The following is a 23,725-nucleotide window of genomic DNA, read 5'->3' as shown; positions in this document are numbered from 1 at the left end:
TATTATCTGCCCCGTTTTAGCGGGGCAGATATAACATTAAATTACAAATAGAGATAGTTCGGCGGTTCTCCAGTTTTCCCTAAAAGAAGAGCGCTACGCCCAGGAATATTGATATTTAGAGTTCCGCCTCTAAGCATAAATGCTTTACCAGGGGGGATAATTTTTCGGGTATTATTAATAATAATGTTAACGCTATTACTCCCCATGTTTTTATATATTCCAGGTTGCAATTTGTTAGGCCAGGTACCTTCAACTTCTTCGTTTCCTTTATTTATTATAACTAGTCCATCATGAGGAGAGTGATTAATGTTCACAGAATCCCCACGACTAAAGGCCAGAACGTTTTTAGTTGCAAATACACCCTCAAATGCGCTCCATATTCCTGCTTTATCTATATATAATGCGTGGAATTCATTGTAGAGCTGCTGATAGGTAGAGCAACCTTTATTAAGCCACGCCTCACCGCCGACACGCGTCGACCCATCATAATTTTTAATTTCAGTCGTTGATTTTAATACTTGGCCATCCCAGTAAACTAAAGGCCTGCTGAACGGGAGAGCGGCCATATATGCCATTGCTAATTGTTCATCTTGTTGATGGTTAAATAGAAAGTCATTGAAAAGATTGCCATTGTTAGGAAAATCGTGGTTAATGTTAATCAATATCCGTCTTTTTGACGGGATGCTTGAGATTGTTGAACCCGGTTTTGATGCAAGGGTTTGGAGATCGCCACCAAATGAAAAGGCTTTTATCGTCTTCATGAGCAATGAAAAATCAATGGCGCTTAAATCATCTCTTTCATAAAGCAGCGATGACATTTGTTCTTCATCCAACTGACAAGTTACCAGGTATTCCATGTAATTCATAACGGCTTTTTCATGATATATTGGCTTAAATAAGTTAGTATTGTGTAATCGCTCATTATAAATTGTAAGCGGTGGAGTTATTGATCTTTCTATTTGTTCATGTTTTGAGTGTTTTGCTGCATCGTAACGTAAACCTCGTACGCCATATTTTCGCATTTCACGAACGTATTGATTTTGCAACATAATAACCTGGTCACTTTTGGGGGTTGTTTTAGGCATTCCATTTAAACGCTTTTCTTTTAATGCATGGAGGTTTTCCCATTCATCCTTAGAGATGTTATCTTTACTTGTTTCAAAGTCTTTTGCAGTGAGATGTATATCTTCTGGATGGATTTGTTTACGTTCTTTTGTTACTGGATCTATAGTAAATGGAATCAAAACCTGACCTTGCCAATAGCCAGGGATACCACTTTCTATATCTTTACTGATCTTCGCTCGTATATCAGCAGAGGGATAATCCAGGTCATTTTTACCACTACCCCCAATTCCCATAAAGTTAAAGGTATAATCAGGAATGATATCGATACCAAATTTTTTAGCATCTTTAACCAATGCGATAAAATCCTGCAAATCTCCCATTGGATTATGGATGGTACAAAGATCTTCGGGTTGATAAGCGTGAAACCAGTAACCTTTTTCTTCTTCGGGAGTTTCTGGTCCGTCGGCGCGGAAAGTTGTCACTGGAGGAATTTGTATATACCCATAATGGGAACGTGCAAACTCAGACATATTTTCCCTGATTTGCTGGTAGGTGGCATTAAAAGCATGAAGAATCGCTTCGCCAGGTTTTTTGGGGGTGATGATTTCACATTGTGATTTCTGAACAGCAGTAAGAGATTTACGCTCAAGTGTTTGCCGTAGATGTTCTGGATTGATTAGTATTTTAAATGTTTCTTGCTGTCCGGAAGGTGACGTCACGTTAATATTATATACATCGGCTGCCAGCTCATAGTCAGGAATGTTAATAGCATATGCAACATACTTATCTTTTGGGGATGGTTTGTCAGATATAATGTGAGTGAAATGTTCAGCTGGACCATACTGATGAACGCTGCTGTTATCACCTCTTTCAACCATTGTATCTCGTTGATAAACCCATGTTTTCCCTTCTCCTATCCTGTCTGGCGCTGTAATGCTACGCTGTGCAGCTTTATTCAGCTCTCGGTAAGTTGTATCTGGAGAAAGGGAAATTTTATAATCGTTTTTTAACAGATCATTAATGACTTTTTCTGCGTGAAAAGTTGATATAATTTCTCTGTCTTTTAAATCCTGAGGATAAACTCCACAAGCATTAATAATATTTGTTATACAGTTTAGATATTCTAATGTATTTAATTTGGAATTTAGATCCCCGTCAGTAATGTTCCATGATAACAATGTGGGGTTGTCGATAGGTAAATTTCTTGGTCCTGGTTTTATAGAAAACATAATAAAGTTCCTCTAATGGTAGAGTAATAAGGTGTATACGGAAACATAAAAATGTTTAATTGTTGTGAAAGTAATTGCAAACAGATGTCCTACTTTTATCCAATATTCATATGGAAAAGGATAATGCTTAAATCTGTTTTTTTAATTATCGATGTGGTCTGGAGAGGCAACTGTCAAAAATCGCTCATACGAAACTAATGATTAGCAGAATAAGTTCTATAAAAGAATATATTGCTATATGAAGTTTATTTTTATGGAGTGAAAAGTAACAGATATCATCATGATGCGAAAACTCTTCAGCTAATGTAATAAAGTTATATTATTAGATACAAAATCATTACAAACTATCATTGAATCGATGATAACTATAGATAGTGCTTATTATTAACATGCTTGTTGACTGCGAGTATCGACTTTGCGAATGGAAGCGGTGTCGGGATTTATGTCGCGTGTAATTACGACCCAGGATGGATGAGAACGCATAAAATCTCTTATTTACATCATATAATCATCATGTTTATTGCTTGGTTTATAAGTATTGTTATTGCATACTCAAGGCCCTTTAGCTCAGTGGTTAGAGCAGGCGACTCATAATCGCCTGGTCGCTGGTTCAAGTCCAGCAGGGGCCACCAAATCATCATTCATGTATCAGGAAGAGTTAAGGTTACAAGGGGGACTCGATGGCGGTCAATATTTCACGACTAACGCCATTTTAAAGAAGCAGTGCGGTAGGTGGTTTCGAATGAGGGCTGGTGTTTTGGTACGTGGCACGCCACTGCAATGTATTTATCCATCAGTACTTATTCAAAAGTACCTGGAAAAAATGCCCGCTATGCCAAGCGGGCAAATTGCTTACATGTGGAATTAAGTAATTAACGATAAAGCCAGAGTATTATCATTTATCATGCCTTTTCATTTAATCAGGTTAATTACTCAAATCACTGAACTATTCTCTGTTCGCTCACTGATGATAAGTGAAGTGTCACAACCACGATTTGTATGTGGACCAATGCCGTAGAGTAAGGATGAAATGTCTCTGCCACGCCTTAAACATCTACTACTGACCAGACCACCCGTCGCAGGCAGATGAGTCTTATGAGCGTTACAGGAGTCTGGCTTTGCTCATTAATTAACGCTATTTAGATATAAATTTCTAACACTCGAAAAACGAATTCCACTAATAAATCATAACGGTTGGTTTTTATCATACAGCGAAATAACTTTTTGTTTATTAAATTTAACATTCTTGTGCTAATTTAATTAAAAAGTCCATGCGTAGCAAGTGAAACAGTTAATGTCAGCAATTGTCTCAAATGAGCGGTTTTTTATAGTGACAAACAGTAATAACGTTAAACATAGCCATGTAGACATTAACTGAGGAATAGACAATGTTAGTTAGTAAAAGTAATGGTCATAACGTTAATACAGTTTTGGGTAGTGGAAGTTGTAATGAAAACAATTCTTCCAACCCCATGGAGCTACTAGCTTATAGTATTATAAATTTAATTTGTAAGGAAGCTGCCTCAGGGATGTATCGCGGTGTTCTTGAAACTTTACAAAAAATAATGTCTGAATGTATATATCAAGAAGGCAACGCCTTTGTCATTATGGGAGCTGGAGAACAATTAAAACGTATTAAATATGATGTTGATGAAAATAACTTAAAAGTATTCAACGTACACTTTGATAATAATGAAGAGTTAGTTACTGATGGTGAGCCTGACGTAGTATGTTTAAGCAAGTAGGAGTGGGAAGATCTTCTCATTAAACTAAAGCTGGAGAACAAAGAAAATGCGGTTTCTGAAACTGACCTGTCATCGAATAAAAATAATGTTGATCAGTTTTTTGAATACCATAAAAGAAATGAATAGAACATTTTCGATAATATAAGAAAAAGTGATTTTCATGTTGGTTCACTTCAGCCAGGTAGAAGGCGTAGTGTTATTTTAGAAACGCCAACAAATGTCTGTGTGGAACCACATAATTTATATGACAACCAAATATATAAAGTTTCACCTGTAACTAAAAACTCTCAGCAAGTTAAAGGCCACTATGGAGATAAATTGAAAGAAATGCAGATGTTCCTTAACCAGATAAGCAATGCACTTCAACAGGCTCCATCTTTGTCAGAGTCAAAGGAACACACCATAGATATTCAAAAAATAACGGATGCCTTTGTGAAGGAGTTCCGTGGGATATTATTTGATAAAAATGGAAATTCTTCAGAGCGTTTATTCAATTTTTATGAGTGCTGCTATATATTTTTACCAAGAGCGCAGCCTCAAGATAAAATCGAAAGCTATAATTCAGCACTGCAAGCTTTTTCCATCTTTCGTTCATCTACTTTGAATAATAATGATGTAGGGTTTAATTTCAAATTATTCCCAGAAGTCAAACTGCCTGGGGAAAATCTTGAAACGGTATTCAAATACAAAAAAGGAAGTTTTGTCCGGGAGATAGCCAGAATTAACATTGCTCTACAAAAAGGAGAGGGTGGTTTATATAATTTAGGTGGGTTGGATTTTAAGGGATGCTTCTTTTCTGGACAGAACTTCAGTAACTATGATATTCAATATGTGAACTGGGGGACGTCATTGTTTGATCTTGATACTCCATGTATTTTTAATGCGCCTGCTTACAACAAGAGTAATGAAAAATCATTAGAACGCGTCAGCGAAAACGGTTTAAGTGGAGTCTTGTCTGATCGTAATAAAAAAATAAAACTCATCACGGGCGTGGCACCATTCGATGATATTTTATTTATGGATGATGACTTTGATGATCCTTCCACTAAGGATGATCCCGTGGAGAATAGTCCCCTTGTATAAAGTTCTAAAAGCAGTTTTCAATGATAAATAAATGGCGATTTTTACAAAGAGATAATAACGTAGATTGAAATAATATGTATTATTGATTGAGTAAACGGGATTATTCTTCACACTGCATCCATTTTGCTGTCACTACCAAAGTAAAAGGGGCTGCGATTTCACGTAATCCCTTGATTTATTTGATAAGTTGGCGGTGTCTGAACTGGTGCTGTAATTGGTTGAAATATTTCATCTAATGTCTGGTTCAACTTTCCTTAGCTGCTTGAAAGTTTTTTGATCTTACCCAGCAATACCAGCGTTACGGTGCACCACGCCTGACTGAATAACTGCGTGCTTAGAGTTACCACTGCAGCGCATAACCGTGGCAGCAGGCCCGGACAGAACAAACGGCTCAGGACATTATCGGTAGGGGACGCACTGCTAGTCTGTAAACTGAACCGACTGGGGCGCAGTATGTGGCATCTTGTCGTGCTGTTGGAGGAGCTGTGCGAACGTGGTATTAACTTTCGTGCTCTGGCCCAATCTATATTTGCCCAACAATGGGGGGACGGAAGCTGTAAAAGTAAAACAATCTGCGATCTCAGAGTTATTGTGTGATTTTTATGTGAGCAGAAGATATTCATCAGAAACGATTATGTAAATCATTTTATTTTGCCGACTGCCTGATTGTCGAAAGAAAAGAATACGCCCGTGTTTCCTGAATAGATTGACTTTTTTATCCAACCACACTTCAGCGCACTGCGTTTAAAAAATGCCTCATTCTTATGCGGAATATCATCATTTCATCATGATGTCTTTGATGAGCGGTGAACACAATACACTTGCGCTGTCTCTTCAGGATGAATCCCCTGGTCTGGTGCCTGTGGGCTGATGTTGCAGCAAAGCTAAGGTCGCTTAAACGCTACTCAGTATTCACTTTTCAGAGGATGAAATTTATGAACAGGACCAGTCTCCATTATTGTCGCCGCTCAGTACTTTCCTTATGGATATCTGCCTTGATATATGCCCCGCCCGGGATGGCGGCCTTCACTCCTGATGTTATTGGTGTGGTAAACGATGAGACTGTAGATGGCAGCCAAAAAGTAGATGAACGAGGTACAACAAATAACACTCATATTATCAACCATGGCCAGCAGAATGTTTATGGTGGGATATCTAATGAAAGTCTTATTGAATCTGGTGGATATCAAGATATAGGACGTCATAACAATTATGTGGGGCAGGCTAATAATACAACCATTAACGGGGGCAGACAGACAATTCATGACGGGGGTATTTCCACAGGTACAATAATCGAGAGTGGCAATCAGGACGTTTATACAGGTGGTATCAGCAATGGAACGACAATTAAGGGGGGTAATTCACACATAAGTGGGGGGACTGCGAATGGAACAATCATTGATGGTGGCAGCCAACGAGTAACAACTCAGGGGCATGTCGACAGTACAACGATAAATAAGTCTGGCTCTCAGGACGTAGTACAAGGAAGTCTGGCAACGAACACAACCATAAATGGTGGTCGACAGTATGTTGAACAGAGCACAGTAGAAACAACCACCATCAAAAATGGCGGTGAGCAAAGAGTATATGAGAGCCGTGCGCTGGACACTACGATTGAAGGCGGAACTCAGTCTCTGAATAGTAATTCAACGGCAAAAAATACGCAGATCTATTCTGGTGGTACGCAAATTGTTGATTACACCAGCACCTCGGATGTTATTGAAATTTATTCCGGTGGCGTGCTTGATGTTAGAGGTGGTATGGCAACAAATGTTACTCAGCACGATGGAGCCGCTTTAAAAGTAACGACTTACGATTTGACGGTGAGCGGTACGAATAGTGAAGGGGCATTCTCCATCCACAATAACGTGGCAGACAATGTGTTGCTGGAAAACGGTGGTCATTTAGACGTATATGGTTCGGCAACCAGGACGATAATTAAAGATAAAGGAACAATGTCAGTTTTAACGAATGCTAAAGCTGATGCGACCCGAATAGATAATGGCGGGGTTATGGATGTCGCCGGAAACGCGACCAATACCATAATCAATGGTGGTACACAGAATATTAATAATCATGGTATTGCCACTGGCACCAATATCAACAGTGGAACGCAAAATATCAAGAGCGGCGGGAAAGCTGACACGACAAATATATCCTCCGGGAGCCGGCAGATTGTTGAGAAAGATGGTACGGCAACTGGCAGCAATATTAGCGCTGGAGGCTCGCTGATTGTCTATACCGGCGGTATTGCACATGGGGTTAACCAGGAGACGGGCAGTGCTTTAGTTGCCAACACGGGCGCAGGGACTGATATCGAAGGATACAACAAGCTCTCTCGCTTCACTATTATCGGAGGAGAGGCTAATTATGTTGTGCTGGAAAATACCGGCGAACTGACGGTAGTGGCTAAAACCTCGGCGAAAAATACTACCATTGATGCTGGCGGTAAGCTGATTGTCCAGAAGGAGGCTAAAACAGATAGCACCAGACTTAATAATGGCGGCGTTCTGGAGGTTCAGGACGGTGGTGAGGCTAAGCATGTTGAGCAACAATCCGGCGGCGCATTAATTGCTTCCACGACCTCCGGAACACTTATCGAAGGAACCAACAGTTATGGTGATGCTTTCTACATCAGGAATTCAGAAGCTAAAAATGTAGTGCTGGAAAACGCTGGCTCATTAACAGTCGTCACTGGTTCCCGGGCAGTTGACACGATTATTAATGCCAACGGCAAAATGGATGTTTATGGAAAAGATGTTGGTACTGTACTTAATAGTGCGGGTACCCAAACAATATATGCCAGTGCCACTTCTGAAAAAGCAAATATCAAAGGTGGCAAGCAAACGGTATATGGTTTAGCCACTGAGGCAAATATCGAAAGTGGTGAACAAATTGTTGATGGTGGGTCAACAGATAAAACGCACATCAAAGGCGGCACGCAAACCGTTCAGAATTATGGTAAGGCGATCAATACCGATATCGTCTCTGGCCTACAACAAATTATGGCAAACGGGACAGCGGAAGGTTCCATTATTAATGGCGGTTCACAGGTAGTTAATGAGGGCGGTCTGGCTGAAAACTCGGTACTTAATGACGGCGGCACACTCGATGTGCGGGAGAAAGGCAGCGCTACGGGGATACAGCAGAGTAGCCAGGGCGCGTTGGTGGCAACCACCAGAGCGACGCGGGTCACAGGGACACGCGCTGATGGCGTCGCGTTCAGCATCGAGCAGGGTGCGGCGAACAATATCCTGCTGACAAATGGCGGCGTGTTAACCGTGGAGTCAGACACCTCTTCCGCCAAAACACAGGTCAATGCGGGCGGGCGGGAGATCGTCAAAACAAAAGCCACTGCGACAGGCACGACGCTCACCGGCGGCGAACAAATCGTCGAGGGTGTGGCGAATGAGACAACGATTAACGACGGCGGAATACAAACAGTTTCGGCTAACGGTGAGGCAGTAAAAACAACGATTAATGAAGGCGGTACGCTGACAGTCAACGATAATGGCAAAGCGACAGATATCATCCAGAACAGCGGTGCCGCTCTCCAGACGAGCACGGCTAACGGTATTGAAATCAGCGGTACTCACCAGTACGGCACCTTTTCCATTGCCGGAAATTTAGCGACCAATGCGTTGCTGGAAAATGGCGGTAATTTATTGGTATTAGCAGGTACCGAAGCCCGTGACTCCACGGTTGGCAAGGGTGGTGCAATGCAAAACCTGGGTCAGGACTCCGCCACAAAGGTTAACTCTGGCGGGCAATATACCCTTGGGCGGTCAAAAGATGAGTTTCAGGCTCTGGCCCGGGCAGAAGATCTCCAGGTCGCTGGCGGGACGGCAATCGTCTATGCAGGTACGCTGGCGGATGCATCGGTCAGTGGCGCGACAGGAAGCCTGTCGTTAATGACGCCACGGGATAATGTTACGCCAGTTAAACTCGAAGGGGCGATCCGGATTACCGATAGCGCGACATTAACTATCGGAAATGGCGTCGATACGACGCTTACCGACCTGACGGCTGCCAGCCGGGGCAGTGTCTGGCTTAACAGCAATAATTCCTGTGCAGGTACCAGCAACTGCGAATATAGAGTAAACAGTTTGCTCCTCAACGACGGTGATGTTTATTTATCAGCACAAACAGCAGCGCCTGCCACAACTAACGGTATCTACAATACGCTGACAACCAGTGAACTTTCCGGCAGCGGTAATTTCTACCTGCATACCAACGTTGCAGGCTCCCGGGGCGATCAACTGGTCGTCAACAACAACGCCACTGGTAATTTTAAAATCTTTGTTCAGGATACCGGCGTCAGCCCTCAGTCTGACGACGCGATGACGCTGGTGAAAACAGGGGGAGGGGATGCTTCGTTTACGCTGGGTAATACCGGCGGTTTCGTTGATCTTGGGACCTATGAGTATGTCCTGAAAAGCGACGGCAACAGCAACTGGAACCTGACCAATGATGTCAAACCCAACCCGGACCCCAACCCAAATCCGAAGCCGGATCCAAAACCAGACCCAAAACCGGATCCGAAACCAGACCCGACTCCCGATCCAACGCCGACACCCGTCCCGGAGAAACGCATCACGCCTTCTACGGCAGCCGTACTCAATATGGCAGCAACATTACCGTTGGTCTTTGATGCTGAGCTAAACAGTATTCGCGAGCGGTTGAACATAATGAAAGCGAGTCCACACAACAATAATGTCTGGGGGACGACGTATAACACCCGTAATAATGTCACCACCGATGCGGGTGCCGGGTTTGAGCAGACGCTGACCGGAATGACGGTGGGGATCGATAGCCGTAATGATATTCCTGAGGGGATTGCGACGCTGGGCGCTTTTATGGGTTATTCCCATTCACATATCGGTTTTGATCGTGGAGGACATGGCAGTGTGGGCAGTTATTCTCTGGGGGGCTATGCCAGCTGGGAACATGAAAGTGGTTTCTATCTGGACGGTATCGTGAAGCTGAACCGCTTTGAAAGTAACGTAGCCGGTAAAATGAGCAGCGGTGGAGCCGCCAACGGCAGTTATCGCAGCAACGGGCTGGGCGGTCACATTGAAACCGGGATGCGATTTACCGATGGTAACTGGAACCTGACGCCGTATGCATCGTTAACGGGGTTCACCGCTGATAACCCCGAATATCATTTATCCAATGGCATGGAATCGAAATCAGTCGATACCCGCAGTATATATCGTGAACTGGGCGCAACGCTGAGTTACAACATGCGTCTGGGGAACGGCATGGAAGTTGAGCCGTGGCTGAAGGCGGCTGTGCGCAAAGAATTTGTCGATGATAACCGGGTGAAAGTGAATAATGACGGTAATTTTGTCAATGATTTGTCGGGCAGACGTGGAATATACCAGGCAGGTATTAAAGCCTCATTCAGCAGTTCGTTAAGCGGGAATCTCGGGGTGGGGTATAGCCATGGTGCCGGTGTGGAATCCCCGTGGAACGCAGTGGCTGGTGTGAACTGGTCGTTCTGACCATCAACGAAAAAGCCCACATCTGTGGGCTTTCATATCACCAGGAGCCGCGGCTCCTTTGCGTATCCTTTTTTGTCTCCTCACCGTCTGGTCGGTGTCCTGCTGAGACTGCTAACTTCCTGTTTTTATTGGTGTTGTCCTTACACCGTCCAATCATGATTGGTGGAGCTGGCGGGAGTTGAACCCGCGTCCGAAATTCCTACATCCTCGGTACTACATGCTTAGTCAGTCTTTACATTCGCTTGCCAGCTGCGGACGGACACGCCACTAACAAACTAGCCTGATTAAGTTTTAACGCTTCAACCCCAGGCAGGGCTTCCACGCGATCTCTTTTGGGTTTGACCTCTCTTGATCCCCGTCCTAAGAGCGGAGGCTAGGGAGAGAGGGCTCTAAGCAGGTTATTAAGCTGCTAAAGCGTAGTTTTCGTCGTTTGCGACTATTTTTTGCGGCTTTTTACGAGGCCAACCGCCCCTCGGCATGCACCTTGGGTTTCGCAAATCCCGTCGAATCCAGAATCAGCCCCAATGTGTGACGGTAAGTATACCAGATTCATGAGTGCCATGACCAGCCTCAATGGCGTTATCATTAAAGATTTAGCACCCATGTAGCCTGATTTTTATTCGATTAAGCAATGGGATGGCAACATTTGTGTCGGAAGTGATAGCCAATAAGATGTTCATTCGCGCCGCCGGAGAGGGAGGCGCGGTGAGGAACTGGTCAATAATTGCAGTGCAGGTTTAACGGTGGGCGTTTTTCATGATACGCGCTTTATCCACCTGCCATTCGCGTTCTTTGATATCTGAACGTTTATCATGCTGTTTCTTACCTTTGGCGACGCCGATTTTTACTTTGCACCAGGCATTTTTCCAGTACAGGGAGAGCGCCACTACGGTATAGCCTTCTCGATTGACGCGACCGTACAATGAGTCCAGTTCGCGCTGGTTGAGAAGTAACTTGCGGGTACGGGTAGGATCGCACACCACATGCGTGGAGGCCACAGCCATTGGCGTGATGTTAGCGCCAAACAGAAATGCCTCTCCGTCACGCAGAAGGACGTAGCTGTCGCTGATATTGGCTTTTCCTGCGCGCAGGGATTTAACCTCCCAGCCTTGCAGGGCAAGTCCCGCCTCGAACTCTTCTTCGATAAAGTATTCGTGACGGGCGCGCTTGTTAAGCGCGATGGTCGCTGAACCAGGTTTATGTGCTTTTTTCTTCGTCATAAGCGTCGTGAATCATCGGTAATCTGAAATCGAAAACACCCCATATCAATCCTGCGGGGGACAAGGCTCTATCTTAGCATGAACCCGATGTTACCCAGCGCCGGGATAGCGTTTTTTTTACAGCAGGATAAATGATATTATTTGTTGGATTTTTGTTGATGGAAATTGTTATGCCTCAGATTAGCCGGACCGCACTGGTACCCTACAGCGCGGAGCAAATGTATCAGTTAGTGAATGACGTTCAGTCTTATCCTCAGTTTTTGCCGGGTTGTACCGGAAGTCGGATTCTGGAGTCCACTCCTGGGCAGATGACTGCGGCGGTAAATGTCTCTAAGGCTGGGATCAGCAAAACGTTTACTACCCGCAACCAGTTGACCAGTAACCAAAGTATTCTTATGAATCTGGTGGATGGGCCGTTCAAGAAATTGATCGGTGGATGGAAGTTTACGCCGCTGAGCCAGGAGGCGTGTCGTATCGAGTTTCATCTCGACTTTGAGTTTACCAATAAGTTGATTGAACTCGCCTTTGGTCGCGTGTTTAAAGAGCTGGCGGCTAATATGGTCCAGGCTTTTACGGTTCGTGCGAAAGAGGTTTACAGTGCCAGGTAAAATTGCCGTTGAGGTGGCTTATGCGCTACCTGAGAAGCAGTACCTGCAGCGTGTGACGCTGCAGGAGGGTGCGACGGTTGAAGAAGCTATTCGCGCCAGTGGCTTGCTGGAATTGCGTACCGATATCGATTTAACTAAAAACAAAGTCGGCATTTACAGCCGTCCGGCCAAACTGAGCGATACGGTGCATGATGGCGATCGGGTGGAGATTTATCGTCCTCTCATTGCCGATCCGAAAGAGCTTCGCAGGCAACGAGCAGAAAAATCAGCGAATAAATAACAGACAGAAAAAAGGTGCTCATTGAGCACCTTTTTTAACCTCTTTGAGAGCAACTTTATTATTAGTTACCACTCAGCGCAGGTTTGTTATCAATGTTGGCCAACACACCGCTACTGTTAAAGGTCAGCGTCAGCGTTTGCTGCGTTACACCTTCATGACCAGGTTGCTGGCGGAAGACATAGAACCAGGTATTCGTACCAAATGGATCGGACATCAGCGGTGTACCCAATGCGTACGCAACTTGTTGTTGCGTCATGCCAACACGTATTTTGGATACGTCGTTAGCGGTCAGATAATTCCCCTGGTTGATGTCAGGACGGTAAACCACTCGCTCCAGAGTGGAACAGCCTGCGGTCAACATCAATAGTACTGCTGCTGCAGCAGTCAGCGTTTTACAGCGCATAGTGATTTGATTCCTTTTCGGGCCCGAGCAGTACGTGGCTCATCTGTAATATGCCGATGATAATAGACCTTTCATCACTTTAAAACCTTTTGCTTTCCGGTCCTACGGCGTTTTGCTGTTTACTCTGACCGTGAAGCAGGAAAAAAGTTTACGCCGCAAGCAGTTCTTTCGCATTCGCCAGTGTGTTACGTGTGACTTCACTGCCACCAAGCAGGCGCGCCAGCTCTTGTAACCGCGCTTTTTTGTCCAGCGACTCCATATGCGTTTCTGTCATCGCACCATCGGTTTCTTTGCTGACAAAATAGTGTTGATGACCACATCCCGCGACTTGTGGCAGGTGGGTAACACACATCACCTGAGTTGATTCGCCGAGTTGACGCAGCAGTTTGCCAACAACTGCCGCTGTTGGGCCGCTAATCCCTACATCCACTTCATCAAAAATCAGTGCCGGGGTTTCCATTTTACGCGCCGTGATGACCTGAATTGCCAATGCGATGCGTGACAATTCACCACCGGATGCGACTTTGGCAATAGGCTGCATTGGCTGACCTGGGTTGGTGGTTACCCGAAATTCAATACGATCAGCGCCGTCAGCGCCCAGGTGATGCTCGTCAAATTTAACATCAATCGTAAACTGCCCATGCGGCATAGAGAGTGCATGCATACTGTCGGTGATCAGCTGTGCAAGTTCTTCTGCATAGTGCTGGCGTTGCTGGTGTAATGCGTTCGCGGTTTCCAGTGCCTGCTGATGATGTTTCGTTACCGCCAGCGCGAGCGTTTCTTGTGAGTCGGCCTGATCGTCCAGTTGCTGCTGTTCTTCCAGTAGCGACTGGTAATACTGTGGCAATGCCTCAGGGCTGACGTGATGTTTACGTGCCAGCGAAATCTGTTTTGAGATGCGCTGTTCAAGTTCAAACAGTCGGTTAGGATCGAGGTCCAGACGATCGCAGTAGTGGCGCAGTTCATCGCTGGCTTCAGCAATCTGGATGGTAGCTTCTTCCAGCATATCAAGTACGCCGGACAGTTTGCTGTCCATGCCAATCAATTCGCTCACCAGTTGTTTAGCCGTGTAAAGCTGACTTTGCAGGTTTGCGTCTTCACCGTCGGCCATTAATGCCAATGCATTCTGGCTGGTGGTCAGCAATTGACCGCTGTTCGCCAGACGTTTGTACTCTTCGTCGATTTGCTCAAACTCTCCGGGCTGCGGATTAAATTCGTTAAGTTCTTTTAATTGGTATTGCAGCAGTTCTGCACGGGCGGCGCGTTCCTGACTTAACTGTTGATGATGCGCGAGGTCACGGCAGCTTTGATGCCACAACTGATAACGTGCGGTCATTTCCTGGAGTAGAGAGGTTTCATTGGCATAGCCATCAAGCAGGAATTTTTGGTGCTCGGGTTTGGTGAGTAACTGATGAGCGTGCTGACCATGGATCTGAATCAGCAACTGACCCAGTTCGCGCAGTTGTGAAAGAGGAACCGCTGTACCGTTGATAAAACCACGGGAGCGACCATCGCTGCTGATTACGCGACGAAGCAAACATTCATGCCCGTCTTCAAGCTGGTTTTCTTCCAGCCAGCGCAGGGCCGCTGGCGTATCTTTCAGAGAAAAACGGGCGCACAGGTCAGCGCGAGCAGCGCCGGTACGCACCATGTCGGCTTCAGCGCGACCACCGAGACAAAGACCGAGGGCATCTATTGCAATAGATTTACCCGCGCCGGTCTCGCCAGTTATTACGGTCATGCCGCTATGAAAATCAATCTCAAGCTCACGAACGATAGCAAAGTTGCTGATGGTCAGTTGTGCCAACATAGTTGTTTTCCTGTATGAAAAACCATTACTGTTATTGTGTACAGTATAAACTGGTTTTATATACAGTAAAGAGGCTGGCGTGAAATTAGAATAATTTTTTTGACCAGCCGAGCTTGGTGCTTAATGTATTGAAATAACTGTAATCTTTCGGATGAATCAGATTCAGATGGTAATCACAGCGACGAATCAGGACATCTTCACCTTCCTGAATCGGCAGTGCTATCTGGCTGTCGCAACTGATTTCCAGGTCGTTACGGCGATGCGAAAAACGCAGACGGATCGTGCTGCTGCTGTTTATGACCAGTGGTCGTGCTGACAACGTATGCGGGAACATGGGCACCAGGGTAATCGCATCCAGAGAGGGTGTGAGAATAGGACCGCCCGCAGAGAGGGAATAGGCGGTGGAGCCTGTTGGCGTCGAAATAATCAGTCCATCGGAACGCTGAGAAAACGCAAAGATCTCGTCGATATACACTTCGAACTCAATCATATGCGCCACTTTGCCAGGATGAAGTACCACTTCGTTAATCGCGGTGCTGATGCGTTTCTGGCAATCTTGCTGACAAACTTGCGCTTCCAGCAAAAAACGTTTCTCGCTGATGTAGTGGCCTTCCAGCACATCGGCTAATTGTTGCTGGGCGTTATCGGGGTCAAGGTCAGTCAGGAAACCCAGGTTGCCACGGTTGATTCCAATAACTTTAATATCGTAACGGGCGAGTGTGCGCGCCGCGCCCAGCATATTACCGTCGCCACCAACAACTACCGCGAGATCTGCCAGTTGCCCAATCTCCGCGAGCGTGCCAGTTTTCACATTCTTCAGTTGCAGTTCGTGAGCGATTTGTTGCTCAACGATGACCTCGTAACCTTTTGCGCACAGCCAGCGGTAGAGCATTTCATGTGTTGTCAGTGCAGTGGGGTGCCGTGGGTGTCCCACAATGCCAATACACTTGAAATGATTATTCATTTTTCCGAGGTCCTTGTTGCGAAGATTGATGACAATGTGAGTGCTTCCCTTGAAACCCTGAAACTGATCCCCATAATAAGCGAAGTTAGCGAGATGAATGCGAAAAAAACGCGGAGAAATTCATGAGTAGTAAAGAACAGAAAACGCCTGAGGGGCAAGCCCCGGAAGAAATTATCATGGATCAGCACGAAGAGATTGAGGCAGTTGAGCCAGAAGCTTCTGCTGAGCAGGTGGATCCGCGCGATGAAAAAATTGCGAATCTCGAAGCTCAGCTGGCTGAAGCCCAGACCCGTGAACGTGACGGCATTTTGCGCGTAAAAGCCGAAATGGAAAACCTGCGTCGTCGTACTGAACTGGATATTGAAAAAGCTCACAAATTCGCGCTGGAGAAATTCATCAACGAATTGCTGCCGGTAATCGATAGTCTGGATCGCGCGCTGGAAGTGGCTGATAAAGCTAACCCGGATATGTCCGCGATGGTTGAAGGCATTGAGTTGACGCTGAAGTCGATGCTGGATGTGGTGCGTAAATTTGGCGTTGAAGTTATCTCTGAAACCAACGTGCCGCTGGACCCGAATGTGCATCAGGCCATCGCAATGGTGGAATCTGACGACGTAGCGCCGGGTAACGTACTGGGCATTATGCAGAAGGGTTATACGCTGAACGGTCGTACGATTCGTGCGGCGATGGTTACTGTAGCGAAGGCGAAGTAAATATCTGATGGCCGACGCGAAGTCGGCCATTTTTTTAGCTTAAAAAATCCTGTACTTCCAGCCACGGCGTGTTGAAATCATCTATTTTTTTATATTCGTTCATTGGCAGAACGACCACGTTATAGGTGTCAGATCCTTCATTCAGATCAAAAATCTGAAAGCCCCTTTTATTGAGTTCGGTTTGGATGCGTTCAAAGATTTCGTCAAGGTAACGGTCTCCGGCTTCACAGACATCGGAGATTTCATCCTCTTGGGTTATTTCGACAAGAAGACTCCTTAATTCCTCAGAAGCTGTCAGGTTTTTTGTGAGCTCATAAAAGCGATCTGCAGCAAAATTAGCCAGCTCACCTTCTTCATCTTCACCTTTCCAGTCAACGAGTTGAATTAGTCCTTCACCGCGCAGAACCTGTAAAAATGCCTGCGCCAGGTCATGATTTCCGAGATCGCCTCCACTGCAATCGAGAACGTCTTGTAATCCATATTCGTCTTCATCTTCGTCTTCAAAGATTTCAGGTTGCGTCGAAAGTTGAGAGAAAATAGTGGGCCATAAGGTTGGGGTGTGCTGTAAAAAAACGCTGGCGACGACGTTGAGATCGTCTGCAAAATCCTTATCCCATTCAATTAAATAATCTTCTGACATAACATCAATATCCTTTCCGAATGTTTGAAAAGACATTATTACATTGCTAAGTAAATGACAGGAATTGATGGAATCCTAAAAGACGGCGATAAAAAAAAAGGCGAACCGGAGTTCGCCATTGCGTTACTCCGCCACGCTCTCGCGTAGCGGTTTCACAGGAAAAACTTTTACCTGCTTAATCATATTGTCCTGAACGTCGAGAATATCAATATCGTACTCGCCAATACGCACGCGGGTGCCTGCTACCGGGATCTCCTCCAGCGCTTCCAGAATGACGCCGTTAACAGTACGAGCATCATCTTCCGGTAGATGCCAGTTAAAGGCTTTGTTAATTTCTCGCACGTTGGCAGTGCCATCAATAATCACCGAACCGTCGTTTTGTGGCGTAACTTCTTCGGCAAGTGTTGGCGACATCGACGTGGTGAAATCGCCGACAATCTCTTCCAGAATATCTTCAACCGTCACCAGCCCCTGAATGTCTCCATACTCGTTGACGACCAGGCCGACTTTCTTTTTGTTGCGCTGAAACTTCACCAACTGCGTGCTGAGCGGCGTACCTTCCGGGACAAAATAGATCTCGTCCGCGGCGCGTAGCATGGTTTCTTTGGTGAACTCTTTTTTCTCCGACATGAGTCGCCAGGCTTCACGCACACGCAGCATACTGATGGCGTCGTCCAGCGAATCACGGTAGAGCACGATGCGCCCGTGAGGTGAGTGGGAGAGTTGGCGCAGAATCGATTTCCAGTCATCGTTGATATCAATACCGATAATTTCACTGCGCGGCACCATGATGTCATCAACGGTCATTTTTTCCAGATCGAGCACCGACAGCAGCATATCCTGATTGCGACGGGAAATTTGTGAGCGCGATTCGTGCACGATAGTGCGCAACTCTTCTTTGCTCAAAGAGCCGCTAACCACGATATCGGTTTTGATACCCATCATGCGCATCAGCATACGGGTGATAGCATTCAGCAACCAGACCAGCGGCATCATCAAAATTTGCAGCGGAGCCAGCAGAAAACTACTCGGATAAGCGACTTTTTCCGGGTACAGCGCGGCAATGGTTTTCGGCAATACCTCAGCAAAAACCAGCACGACAAAAGTCAGCACACCAGTCGCAATTGCCACGCCCGCATCGCCGTACAAACGCATCCCAACAATAGTGCCTAGCGCGGAGGCAAGAATATTGACCAGGTTATTGCCGATTAACACCAGGCTAATCAGGCGGTCTGGCTTACGCAGCAATTTTTCGACGCGTTTGGCCGAGCGATTACCCTGTTTCGCCATATGTCGCAGACGATAGCGGTTGAGGGTCATCATTCCGGTTTCGGACCCGGAAAAATAGGCTGAAATGACCACCATGATGATCAGAATAATGATCAACGTAGTAGTAGAAATGTGTTCCAGGGGAAACTCCTTTTCTGGGTTTAGCTGATTAACTGCTGGACAATTCGGCTGCCGAAGTAGGCCAGTGTCAGAATGACTGCACCCGCAACGTTAAACCAGACGACGCGGCGTCCACGCCATCCTTCATGATAATGTCCCCACAGCAGCACAATATAGACAAACCACGCCACGATAGAGAGCACGGCCTTGTCGATATTTTCCATGCTAAATAAGTTGTGCATGTAGAACAGGCCAGTGCAAAGCGTGAGCGTTAGCAGCACCACGCCAATCTGCGTGATGTGGAACATTTTACGCTCGATACTCATCAATGGCGGCATTTCCTGGTTAAACGCCAGCTTCTTGTTCTTCAGTTGGTAATCAATCCACGCCAGTTGCAGCGCGTACAGGGCGGCGATAATCAGCGTGGCATAGGAAAAGAGCGATAAGCCAATGTGCACCAGCATCCCAGGCGTTGCTTCCAGATGGGTGATGTATTCATTGGGCATGAAGGTCGCCAGCGCCAGGTTGATAAGCGCAAAGGCATAGACAATGGGTAGCAGCAACCAGCCACGATTGCGAGAAGCCACAATGGTCATTACCGTACAGATCATCAAACTGACCAATGAACCAACGTTCAGCAGGCTGAGGTTTTGTCCGCTATCACCGTCGGGCAGGATGCGGGCTTCCAGAGCGATTGCGTGGCAGACCAGCGCAATGACCGCAGAAATAATAGCCATGCGCCGCCAGCCGCCGTTTTTTTGCAGCAGACCGGGAACAATCAGCGCAAGACTGACGGAGTAGGCGACAAGCGCGAGCAGAGCAAAAACGGGCATAGTAATGTCGACAGTTTGAGCAATAAGAAAGAGAAGCAGTATAGCGTCAGGTGAACGCTGCTCCAACCGTTGCATAACAACAAAGACGCCTTCATGTTATACTGCGGCAAAATACTGATGATGTGTCGCGATTGCGGCCAACCGTTTCCACCCCAGGCGAGAGACAATGTTTGATAATTTAACCGATCGTTTGTCGCGCACGCTGCGCAATATCAGTGGCCGTGGACGCCTCACTGAAGACAACGTAAAAGATACGCTGCGCGAAGTGCGCATGGCGCTGCTGGAGGCGGACGTCGCTCTGCCGGTAGTGCGTGAGTTTATCAATCGCGTAAAAGAGAAAGCGGTTGGTCATGAAGTTAATAAGAGCCTGACGCCGGGGCAGGAGTTCGTCAAAATCGTCCGTAACGAACTGGTTGCGGCGATGGGCGAAGAGAACCAGACCCTGAATCTGGCTGCGCAACCGCCAGCGGTGGTACTGATGGCGGGCCTGCAAGGTGCCGGTAAAACAACCAGCGTGGGCAAGCTCGGTAAGTTCCTGCGCGAGAAGCACAAGAAAAAAGTGTTGGTGGTTTCTGCCGACGTTTATCGTCCGGCGGCAATCAAACAGCTGGAGACGCTGGCAGAGCAGGTGGGCGTTGATTTCTTCCCTTCTGATGTTGGTCAGAAGCCGGTAGATATCGTTAACGCGGCGCTGAAAGAAGCCAAACTGAAATTCTACGACGTGCTGCTGGTGGATACCGCCGGTCGTCTGCACGTTGACGAAGCGATGATGGACGAGATCAAACAAGTCCATGCGTCGATTAATCCGGTTGAAACCCTGTTTGTGGTTGACGCCATGACCGGTCAGGATGCGGCCAATACGGCAAAAGCATTTAATGAAGCGTTATCGCTTACCGGCGTAGTGTTGACCAAAGTGGACGGCGATGCCCGCGGCGGTGCGGCGCTGTCTATTCGTCACATCACTGGCAAACCGATCAAGTTCCTCGGTGTTGGCGAGAAAACTGAGGCGCTGGAGCCGTTCCATCCGGACCGCATCGCGTCGCGCATTCTCGGCATGGGCGACGTACTGTCACTGATCGAAGATATTGAAAGCAAAGTTGACCGCGCGCAGGCAGAGAAATTAGCCAGCAAGCTGAAAAAAGGCGACGGCTTCGATCTCAACGATTTTCTTGAGCAACTGCGCCAGATGAAAAATATGGGCGGCATGGCCAGCCTGATGGGCAAACTGCCGGGCATGGGGCAGATCCCGGATAACGTCAAGTCGCAGATGGACGATAAAGTGCTGGTGCGTATGGAAGCCATCATCAACTCGATGACGATGAAAGAGCGCGCTAAGCCAGAAATCATCAAAGGTTCGCGTAAACGCCGTATCGCTGCCGGTTGCGGTATGCAGGTGCAGGACGTTAACCGTCTTCTGAAACAGTTCGACGACATGCAGCGCATGATGAAGAAAATGAAGAAGGGCGGAATGGCAAAGATGATGAGAAGCATGAAAGGGATGATGCCGCCGGGATTTCCTGGTCGCTAAATGACCTTATGCGACAGAGTTATTAACTGCTGATTGCATTTTCTCCAGAAATCAGTAAAATTTTCGGGCTTTTAATATGACACCGGACTCCGTTCCTCGATGGGGTCCGGTTGTTTTATTCACACAAGAGGATGTTATGGTAACTATTCGTTTAGCACGTCACGGCGCTAAAAAGCGTCCGTTCTACCAGGTTGTTGTCGCTGACAGCCGTAATGCACGCAACGGTCGCTTCATCGAGCGCGTTGGTTTCTTCAACCCAATCGCTAGCGAAAAAGAAGAAGGCACTCGCCTGGATCTGGATCGCATCGCTCACTGGGTTGGCCAGGGCGCAACTATTTCTGATCGCGTTGCTGCGCTGATCAAAGAAGTAAACAAAGCAGCTTAATCTGTCACGGTGGTCATGATGAGCAAACAACTCACCGCGCAAGCACCTGTTGATCCCATCGTTTTGGGAAAAATGGGTTCGTCTTACGGTATTCGTGGGTGGCTCAGAGTGTTTTCTTCCACCGAAGACGCCGAAAGCATTTTTGACTATCAGCCCTGGTTTATCCAGAAGGCGGGTCAGTGGCAGCAAGTCCAGCTGGAAAGCTGGAAGCACCACAATCAGGACATGATCATCAAGCTGAAAGGCGTTGACGATCGTGATGCGGCGAACCTGCTGACGAATTGTGAAATTGTCGTGGATTCATCGCAGTTGCCTCAGCTTGAAGAGGGTGACTACTACTGGAAAGACCTGATGGGCTGCCAGGTAGTAACCACTGAAGGCTACGATCTCGGTAAAGTCGTCGATATGATGGAAACCGGATCTAATGACGTTCTCGTCATTAAGGCAAACCTGAAAGATGCGTTTGGTATCAAGGAACGTCTCGTACCGTTCCTCGATGGGCAGGTTATCAAGAAAGTCGATCTCACTACTCGTTCAATCGAAGTAGATTGGGATCCTGGTTTTTAAACCACCGGATAAACGGTAAAAGACGGCGCTATGTGGATTGGCATAATTAGCCTGTTTCCTGAAATGTTCCGCGCAATTACCGATTACGGGGTAACTGGCCGGGCAGTTAAAAATGGCCTGCTGAGCATCCAGAGCTGGAGTCCTCGCGACTTCACGCATGACCGGCACCGTACCGTGGACGATCGTCCTTACGGCGGCGGACCGGGGATGTTAATGATGGTGCAACCCTTGCGGGACGCCATTCATGCAGCAAAAGCCGCGGCGGGTGAAGGCGCAAAGGTGATTTATCTGTCACCACAGGGACGCAAGCTTGATCAAGCGGGCGTCAGCGAGCTGGCAACGAATCAAAAATTGATTCTGGTGTGCGGTCGCTACGAAGGTATAGATGAGCGCGTGATCCAAACCGAAATTGATGAAGAATGGTCAATCGGCGATTACGTTCTCAGTGGTGGTGAGTTACCAGCAATGACGCTGATTGACTCCGTTTCCCGGTTTATTCCGGGAGTACTGGGACATGAGGCCTCGGCAACGGAAGATTCCTTTGCTGAAGGATTGCTGGATTGCCCGCACTATACGCGGCCTGAGGTGTTAGAAGGGATGGAAGTTCCGCCAGTGTTACTGTCGGGCAACCATGCCGAGATACGTCGCTGGCGTTTGAAACAGTCGCTGGGCCGTACCTGGCTTAGAAGACCTGAACTTCTGGAAAACCTGGCTCTGACTGAAGAGCAAGCAAGGTTGCTGGCGGAGTTCAAAACGGAACACGCACAACAGCAACATAAACATGATGGGATGGCGTAAGCCCCCGAGATATCAGTTTACCCAGGATAAGAGATTAAATTATGAGCAACATTATTAAGCAACTTGAACAAGAGCAGATGAAGCAGGACGTACCTTCCTTCCGTCCGGGTGATACCGTGGAAGTGAAAGTATGGGTTGTTGAAGGTTCCAAAAAACGTCTGCAGGCATTCGAGGGCGTGGTTATCGCTATTCGTAACCGCGGTCTGCACTCTGCATTCACTGTTCGTAAAATTTCCAACGGCGAAGGCGTTGAGCGTGTCTTCCAGACTCACTCTCCGGTAGTTGACAGCATTTCTGTCAAACGTCGTGGTGCTGTTCGTAAAGCTAAACTGTACTACCTGCGTGAGCGTACTGGTAAGGCTGCTCGTATCAAAGAGCGTCTTAACTAAGATTTCGCTTAAGCGACATCCTGTTAAGAAGGGCTGGCCAATTGGCTGGCCCTTTTTTTATCTATCAAAATTGCGTTTACGGTGCACTAATCACCACAGCGACGCGGCGGTTCTCGGCGCGGCCCTGGGCGGTCTTGTTACTGGCTATGGGATATTTTTTTCCTAAACCCTGTGTGGTGAGATTGCTGCGCGGAATTTGTCCACCCATAGCCCATGCATCGGCCACGACATTCGCCCGTTTTAATGATAAGACTTCGTTGTAACTGTCTTCACCATAGTTGTCGGTGTGTCCATCCATACGGGCATGTGTTAGCCCTGTCGAGGCCAATTTGGCTGCCATGGTTTGGATTTGTTGCTGGCTTTCCGGGAGCAATTTGTAGTCATTTTTTGCGAACAGAATGGCATCTGATAAGCCCAGCGACCAGTCGCCGGCGGATTCAGTAAATCCATAAGATTGCATAGCGGCGACTTGCTCAGGAGTAAACTTTCCCTGAGGGGACTGGCAGCCAGTAAGTATTAGCGAGGTGAAAATCAGGGGTGCTACCAGGTGCTTTATCATATCGATATATCCT

The 23,725-nt window shown here is 46.9% G+C and carries 19 protein-coding genes, 1 tRNA gene, 1 other RNA gene and 2 pseudogenes; 13 read left to right on the top strand and 10 right to left on the bottom strand.

The genetic code is table 11. The features are described 5' to 3' along the window. Positions 1–41: 41 nt before the first annotated feature. The gene (locus ACJHWR_RS13800; protein WP_000491427.1) at positions 42–2,294 is read right to left on the bottom strand and encodes an alpha-amylase family glycosyl hydrolase; all 2,253 of its coding nucleotides are present in this window, start codon (positions 2,292–2,294) and stop codon (positions 42–44) included. A gap of 556 nt (positions 2,295–2,850) precedes the next feature. Between ACJHWR_RS13800 and ACJHWR_RS13795 the strand changes: the two genes are divergently transcribed. The 5 genes and pseudogenes from ACJHWR_RS13795 to ypjA all read left to right on the top strand — a co-directional run bounded on the left by ACJHWR_RS13795 (position 2,851) and on the right by ypjA (position 10,626). Next, positions 2,851–2,926: transfer RNA gene (locus tag ACJHWR_RS13795), tRNA-Ile, on the top strand. Positions 2,927–3,682: 756 nt separating this feature from the next. Then, positions 3,683–5,122: pseudogene (locus tag ACJHWR_RS13790) on the top strand (DUF5507 domain-containing protein). Positions 5,123–5,482: 360 nt separating this feature from the next. Next, positions 5,483–5,650: pseudogene (locus ACJHWR_RS13785) on the top strand (recombinase family protein); the annotation flags it as partial. A 223-nt stretch (positions 5,651–5,873) separates the two neighbouring features. Then, positions 5,874–5,993: a hypothetical protein gene (locus tag ACJHWR_RS13780; protein ID WP_001120794.1), complete on the top strand. Its 120-nt coding sequence runs from the start codon at positions 5,874–5,876 to the stop codon at positions 5,991–5,993. A 64-nt stretch (positions 5,994–6,057) separates the two neighbouring features. After that, positions 6,058–10,626, top strand: a complete 4,569-nt coding sequence (gene ypjA, locus ACJHWR_RS13775; protein ID WP_024210541.1) for an adhesin-like autotransporter YpjA/EhaD — start codon at positions 6,058–6,060, stop codon at positions 10,624–10,626. Positions 10,627–10,786: 160 nt separating this feature from the next. On the opposite strand, the gene ssrA is transcribed toward ypjA, so the two are convergent. Then, positions 10,787–11,149: a transfer-messenger RNA gene (ssrA, locus tag ACJHWR_RS13770) on the bottom strand. A gap of 214 nt (positions 11,150–11,363) precedes the next feature. Continuing rightward, entirely contained in the window at positions 11,364–11,846 is a 483-nt protein-coding gene (smpB, locus tag ACJHWR_RS13765; protein ID WP_000162574.1) for an SsrA-binding protein SmpB, read from the bottom strand. A 170-nt stretch (positions 11,847–12,016) separates the two neighbouring features. Between smpB and ratA the strand changes: the two genes are divergently transcribed. Continuing rightward, positions 12,017–12,454, top strand: a complete 438-nt coding sequence (gene ratA / locus ACJHWR_RS13760; protein WP_024175760.1) for a type II toxin-antitoxin system toxin RatA — start codon at positions 12,017–12,019, stop codon at positions 12,452–12,454. Continuing rightward, positions 12,444–12,734 (top strand): RnfH family protein, encoded by a 291-nt coding sequence (locus ACJHWR_RS13755; protein WP_001117840.1) that lies wholly within the window; start codon positions 12,444–12,446, stop codon positions 12,732–12,734. The genes ratA and ACJHWR_RS13755 overlap by 11 nt, the downstream gene beginning before the upstream one ends. Before the next feature lie 61 nt (positions 12,735–12,795). On the opposite strand, the gene bamE is transcribed toward ACJHWR_RS13755, so the two are convergent. The 3 genes from bamE to nadK all read right to left on the bottom strand — a co-directional run bounded on the left by bamE (position 12,796) and on the right by nadK (position 15,911). Beyond that, positions 12,796–13,137, bottom strand: a complete 342-nt coding sequence (gene bamE / locus ACJHWR_RS13750) for an outer membrane protein assembly factor BamE (protein ID WP_001203436.1) — start codon at positions 13,135–13,137, stop codon at positions 12,796–12,798. A gap of 148 nt (positions 13,138–13,285) precedes the next feature. After that, positions 13,286–14,947, bottom strand: a complete 1,662-nt coding sequence (gene recN / locus ACJHWR_RS13745) for a DNA repair protein RecN (protein WP_000880914.1) — start codon at positions 14,945–14,947, stop codon at positions 13,286–13,288. An 85-nt stretch (positions 14,948–15,032) separates the two neighbouring features. After that, the gene (gene nadK, locus ACJHWR_RS13740; protein WP_001059146.1) at positions 15,033–15,911 is read right to left on the bottom strand and encodes an NAD(+) kinase; all 879 of its coding nucleotides are present in this window, start codon (positions 15,909–15,911) and stop codon (positions 15,033–15,035) included. 122 nt (positions 15,912–16,033) lie between these two features. On the opposite strand from nadK, the gene grpE reads away from it, so the two are divergent. Further along, entirely contained in the window at positions 16,034–16,624 is a 591-nt protein-coding gene (grpE, locus tag ACJHWR_RS13735) for a nucleotide exchange factor GrpE (RefSeq protein ID WP_012311718.1), read from the top strand. Between the two features lie 34 nt (positions 16,625–16,658). Here the strand turns inward: grpE and ACJHWR_RS13730 are convergent, their stop codons facing one another. The 3 genes from ACJHWR_RS13730 to ACJHWR_RS13720 form a co-directional block, all read right to left on the bottom strand. Next, the gene (locus ACJHWR_RS13730; protein ID WP_001287889.1) at positions 16,659–17,264 is read right to left on the bottom strand and encodes a hypothetical protein; all 606 of its coding nucleotides are present in this window, start codon (positions 17,262–17,264) and stop codon (positions 16,659–16,661) included. A gap of 123 nt (positions 17,265–17,387) precedes the next feature. Continuing rightward, complete coding sequence (locus ACJHWR_RS13725) at positions 17,388–18,674, bottom strand: HlyC/CorC family transporter (RefSeq protein ID WP_010723175.1); 1,287 nt, start codon at positions 18,672–18,674, stop codon at positions 17,388–17,390. Between the two features lie 20 nt (positions 18,675–18,694). Next, complete coding sequence (locus ACJHWR_RS13720; RefSeq protein ID WP_001338897.1) at positions 18,695–19,486, bottom strand: inner membrane protein YpjD; 792 nt, start codon at positions 19,484–19,486, stop codon at positions 18,695–18,697. A gap of 166 nt (positions 19,487–19,652) precedes the next feature. On the opposite strand from ACJHWR_RS13720, the gene ffh reads away from it, so the two are divergent. The 5 genes from ffh to rplS all read left to right on the top strand — a co-directional run bounded on the left by ffh (position 19,653) and on the right by rplS (position 23,153). Then, positions 19,653–21,014: a signal recognition particle protein gene (ffh, locus tag ACJHWR_RS13715; RefSeq protein ID WP_000460039.1), complete on the top strand. Its 1,362-nt coding sequence runs from the start codon at positions 19,653–19,655 to the stop codon at positions 21,012–21,014. A gap of 136 nt (positions 21,015–21,150) precedes the next feature. Beyond that, positions 21,151–21,399, top strand: a complete 249-nt coding sequence (gene rpsP, locus ACJHWR_RS13710; RefSeq protein WP_000256450.1) for a 30S ribosomal protein S16 — start codon at positions 21,151–21,153, stop codon at positions 21,397–21,399. An 18-nt stretch (positions 21,400–21,417) separates the two neighbouring features. Further along, entirely contained in the window at positions 21,418–21,966 is a 549-nt protein-coding gene (rimM, locus tag ACJHWR_RS13705; protein ID WP_000043335.1) for a ribosome maturation factor RimM, read from the top strand. A gap of 30 nt (positions 21,967–21,996) precedes the next feature. Then, complete coding sequence (gene trmD, locus ACJHWR_RS13700; RefSeq protein WP_000264777.1) at positions 21,997–22,764, top strand: tRNA (guanosine(37)-N1)-methyltransferase TrmD; 768 nt, start codon at positions 21,997–21,999, stop codon at positions 22,762–22,764. A gap of 41 nt (positions 22,765–22,805) precedes the next feature. Next, on the top strand, positions 22,806–23,153 hold the full coding sequence (gene rplS, locus ACJHWR_RS13695) for a 50S ribosomal protein L19 (protein WP_000065253.1): 348 nt from the start codon (positions 22,806–22,808) through the stop codon (positions 23,151–23,153). A gap of 76 nt (positions 23,154–23,229) precedes the next feature. Here rplS and ACJHWR_RS13690 read toward each other — a convergent pair whose 3' ends face one another. After that, a complete protein-coding gene (locus tag ACJHWR_RS13690; RefSeq protein WP_000589833.1) occupies positions 23,230–23,712 on the bottom strand; it encodes an OmpA family protein in 483 nt (160 codons plus the stop codon). Between the last annotated feature and the right edge of the window lie 13 nt (positions 23,713–23,725).

The sequence above is a fragment of the Escherichia sp. WS568 genome, assembly GCF_046486085.1.
Lineage (GTDB): Bacteria > Pseudomonadota > Gammaproteobacteria > Enterobacterales > Enterobacteriaceae > Escherichia > Escherichia coli.
This window is presented reverse-complemented; position numbering and strand designations above follow the sequence as displayed.